Source organism: Pseudomonadota bacterium, assembly GCA_030775045.1.
Lineage (GTDB): Bacteria > Pseudomonadota > Alphaproteobacteria > JALYJY01 > JALYJY01 > JALYJY01.
This window is the reverse complement of the sequence record JALYJY010000042.1, coordinates 2,650-6,758: the sequence shown is the minus strand read 5'-3', so window position 1 is coordinate 6,758 and position 4,109 is coordinate 2,650. Positions and strand designations below refer to the sequence as shown.

Below are 4,109 nucleotides of genomic sequence, written 5' to 3'. Positions count from 1 at the left end.
GTCTGCCAGGCCACTATGCTCCTGTATAACGATGTCTGTCAGGGAAAAATCCTTATCAATTCCATCCCTGACTGGTCAGCAGCCCTTGGGCCTGTCTTTGCGCCGGCACACAGGGAAGGGCATCGGGCAGGGCGGGAAATGCTGCTGGATCATGTGCCTGTCGTTGCCCGGCTTAACGCCAGAAGACCAAAAAGCGTTACGCGGGAAATGGGACTCAGAGCCATTGCCGCTGCAAAGGCCACACCCTAGAAAAACTCCCCCAGTTTTCCCAGGGCCCACTTGAGGCCCACATAGAAAAACGTTCCCGACAGCCAGAAAGCGGCCAGGCCCGCCAGGCTGCTGCCCAGGACAATCAGGCCGTCGCGCTCGATCAGGCCAATCGAGAGAATGGCTATCGTCACACCAGGCAACCAGTTGGTGCCCGGAAACGGCAGGATAATCAGGGCCGACAGCAGGAAGATCAGGAACCCTACCAGGCGCAGGATCACCCCCTCGGTCATGAAGCGCAGGCGGGGCTTGCAGATCGCCTCGAACCAGCGGGTTACGGGCGCGGCCCGCACAATGACCCGGCGGATATCGCTGCGGGAAAAACTGCGCCCCCCGATCGCCCGCGGCAGCCATGGCCTGTGCTTTCCCCGCATCAGCTGGATGGAGAACAGGAAGATGGGCAGACCCAGCAGGGATCCGATCCCGGGCGGTGCGGGGACGCAGTTGGGCAGGGCGAACAGCAGGATCATCAGACCGAAGGCCCGGTCGCCCAGACCCGCAATCAGGTCGTTGATGGTCAGCCGGGGAGAGCCCTCCTCGGCTACCAGTCGCAGCAGGAGGTCCGTCGTCCTTTCGGGACGGGGACCGTGGGGCAGGTGGGGAAGGTGGATATGCACAGCAAAAACCCGGCCGGATCAGAAATGGTTCAGCATATAACCGTCCAATTGCGTTCGTTTTTTGTCATCGGACAAAAACGCCCACAAGCTCGATATGGGATGACCACACGAACTGGTCAACCGGGGTGACCGAAACCGGGCGGTATCCGCCATCCGCCAGGATGCGGGCGTCCCGGGCGAAACTGTCCGGACTGCAGGAAACGAAGACCAGCACAGGCACATCGCTGCGGGCCAGCTGGCGGCACTGCTCCTGCGCACCACGCCGGGGGGGATCCAGCACCACAGCCTGGAACCGGGACAGTTCCTTCACGGTCAGCGGATCCTGGTCCAGATCCCGCCGGGTGGCTGTCACGCCCCGCTGTCCTGTGGCCTGGATGGCCTGCACCGCCAGGGCAGAAGTCTCAAAAGCATGGACACGGGCTGTTTTCGCCAGCGGAAAGGTGAACGTGCCACAGCCGGAAAACAGGTCCGCAACCGTGACGGCTGCACCCACAGCGTCCACCACCAGCCGCACCAGGGCCTGCTCCCCTTCCGCGCTGGCCTGCAGGAAGGCACCCGGCGGCATGGCCACAGGCACTCCGCCGAAAAACGTCATGCAGGGCCGCAGCTGGATCAGGGGCTCGGCCTCGGCATAGGGCGCAGACGCCACAGCAACCCGCGAAACGCCGCCCTGTGCCGCAAACGCGGCTACAGCTTCCCTGGCCTCCAGCGACAGGTCCAGCCGGCCGGTCAGCAGGATATCCACCCCGTCCGGCAGGGCGGTCAGGGACACATCCAGCGCCGGACCCTCCTTCAGCAGGACCTGCAGGAAAACCCGCAGGCGCGGCAGCAAGGCCATCAGGGCCGGCACCAGGATCGTGCAGCCCGTGATATCCACAATCCGGGAGGAGCGACGCTCATTGAACCCCAGCAGAACCCGGCCACCGGCTTTCCGGGCTGCCAGCATGGCCCGGCGGCGGCTCCGGACCGGAGTGGGCACCAGCGGAAGCACGGGAACCTGCGACAGCCCCCTGCGCTCCAGCGCCTCCACGACCTGGGCGCGCTTTTCTTCCCGGTACCGGTCCAGGGGCACATCCTGCAGCGAACACCCCCCGCAGGCCCCGAAATGGATGCACTCCGGCCCTGTCCGTCCGGCCTCTTCAGAAATACTGTCTGTTTTCATATTTTTTCGCACAATTTCCCGCCAACGTGTTATCAGAAAGACCGGTTTCAGGACAACGACTTTGCGGAGACGGTGATGAAGGAAGAATCAACAGAGGCCATGTTCAGCAAGGCGCTCGAGGTCGCGGAAAAGCACCTGGAAAACGCCATGAAGGACGGAGGGGTGCTGTCCGCATACGTGGCTGTGGCCATGGTTGAGGCCGCCGTCAACGCCGCCGCTGAAAATACCGACGCTGCTGATATCGCCGACATGCTGCGCGATCTGGCTGACCAGATTGATTCCGAAACCGGCGCCGGTGACGAAGACGACGATGACCTGGGCGCCGACAACGACGATGAAGAAGACGCCTGAAACCGTGACCCGCAAATTGTTCATCCGGACCTGGGGCTGCCAGATGAACGTCTATGACTCCGCCCGTATGGCGGACGTGCTGGCCCCGCTGGGATACCGCCCGGTGGAGGAACCGGATGACGCCGACATGGTCATCCTGAATACCTGTCACATCCGGGAAAAGGCCTCGGAAAAGGTGTACTCGGATCTGGGTCGCCTGCGCGAGCAGAAAGAACGCAAGGCTGCCCGCGGCGAAAAAATGATCATTGCCGTGGCCGGCTGCACGGCACAGGCCGAGGGGAAGGAGATCATCGCCCGCGCCCCGTTCGTGGACATGGTGTTCGGCCCCCAGGCCTACCAGGGCCTGCCCGAGATGGTGGGCAAACTGGCCCGCGCGGCCGGAGAAAAAATCGTCAGCACAGACTTTCCCGTGGAATCCAAATTCGACCAGCTGCCGGAAGAACAGGCCAGCCAGGGCCCCTGCGCCTTTCTGGCCGTGCAGGAAGGCTGTGACAAGTTCTGCACCTTCTGCGTGGTGCCCTATACCCGCGGCGCGGAATTCTCCCGCCCCGTGGACCAGGTGGTGGCCGAGGCGCAGCGGCTGGTGGCCGGCGGAGCGCTCGAGATCACCCTGCTGGGCCAGAACGTGAATGCGTACCACGGCACGGGGCCAGACGGACAGACCTGGGGTCTGGGCCGCCTGATCCGCAGGATTGCCGACATTCCGGGTATTGAGCGCATCCGCTATACCACCTCCCACCCGCGGGACATGGACGATGACCTGATCGCCGCCCACCGCGACGTGCCGCAATTGATGCCCTTTGTGCATTTGCCGGTCCAGAGCGGATCCGACCGCATCCTGGCCGCCATGAACCGCAAGCACAAAGCCGATGACTACCTGCGCGTGGTGGACAAAATGAAGGCCACACGGCCCGACCTGGCCCTGTCGTCGGATTTCATCGTGGGCTTTCCGGGGGAGACCGACGCGGACTTCGAGACCACACTGAAGATCGTCCGGGATGTGGGATACGCCCAGGCCTATTCCTTTGCCTACAGCCCGCGCCCGGGGACACCCGCCTCAGGCCTCCAGACCCAGGTGGAGGAGGCGGTGAAGACACAGCGCCTGGCCGTCCTGCAGGATCTGATCATGAGCCAGCAGAAAGCCTTCAACACGGCCTGCATCGGCCAGACCATGCCTGTGGTCTTTGACCGCCGGGGCAAACGTGACGGCCAGCTTCTGGGCCGCAGTCCCTGGATGCAGTCCGTGCACGTTACCGCTCCTGCCCGCCTGCTGGGGACCATGGCCATGGTCAGTATCGCCTCGGCCACCGGCAGCAGTCTTGCGGGCACTGTCGTGACCACGGATACCGTTCTTTCCCCTGCAACCGCCGGAGTTTCATCGTGAGTTCAGGATCCCGTAGCATCGAGCTGCAGTTCGAGGACAACCGCCTGACCCCCGCCCTGTACGGCGAGCACAACAGCCACCTGAAGCGCATCGAGCAGCAGCTGGACGTGTCCATCGCAGCCCGCGGCAGTCGCCTGACCGTATCGGGCGAGTCTTCCCGCGCCGATCTGGCCCGCAATATTCTGGACGCCCTGTGGGGCCGCCTGCAGGCCGGCCTGCCCACTGGCCCGGCCGAGGTGGACGCGGCTTTGCGCATGGTCAGCACCCTGACCGACGCGGGAGAACGTTCTGCCGCGCTGGCCCGCCTGAACAGTCCTGATTTCACCAT

At 64.0% G+C, this 4,109-nt stretch carries 5 protein-coding genes and 1 pseudogene; 4 read left to right on the top strand and 2 right to left on the bottom strand.

The window, feature by feature from the left end:
* Positions 1–249 (top strand): hypothetical protein (locus tag M3O22_05170; protein MDP9196145.1); only part of this gene is annotated, 249 nt, incomplete at its 5' end.
* Here M3O22_05170 and M3O22_05165 read toward each other — a convergent pair.
* On the bottom strand, positions 246–884 hold the full coding sequence (locus M3O22_05165; GenBank protein MDP9196144.1) for an exopolysaccharide biosynthesis protein: 639 nt from the start codon (positions 882–884) through the stop codon (positions 246–248). The two genes, M3O22_05170 and M3O22_05165, sit on opposite strands and share 4 nt — an antisense overlap.
* A gap of 64 nt (positions 885–948) precedes the next feature.
* Positions 949–2,046, bottom strand: coding sequence for a class I SAM-dependent RNA methyltransferase (locus tag M3O22_05160; protein MDP9196143.1), 1,098 nt, complete (start codon positions 2,044–2,046; stop codon positions 949–951).
* A gap of 75 nt (positions 2,047–2,121) precedes the next feature.
* Between M3O22_05160 and M3O22_05155 the strand changes: the two genes are divergently transcribed.
* The 3 genes and pseudogenes from M3O22_05155 to M3O22_05145 all read left to right on the top strand — a co-directional run bounded on the left by M3O22_05155 (position 2,122) and on the right by M3O22_05145 (position 4,109).
* Positions 2,122–2,397: a hypothetical protein gene (locus tag M3O22_05155; protein ID MDP9196142.1), complete on the top strand. Its 276-nt coding sequence runs from the start codon at positions 2,122–2,124 to the stop codon at positions 2,395–2,397.
* A gap of 43 nt (positions 2,398–2,440) precedes the next feature.
* A complete protein-coding gene (miaB, locus tag M3O22_05150; GenBank protein MDP9196141.1) occupies positions 2,441–3,781 on the top strand; it encodes a tRNA (N6-isopentenyl adenosine(37)-C2)-methylthiotransferase MiaB in 1,341 nt (446 codons plus the stop codon).
* Positions 3,775–4,109, top strand: a pseudogene (locus M3O22_05145) (phosphate starvation-inducible protein PhoH). Before miaB ends, M3O22_05145 begins: the two are co-directional and overlap by 7 nt.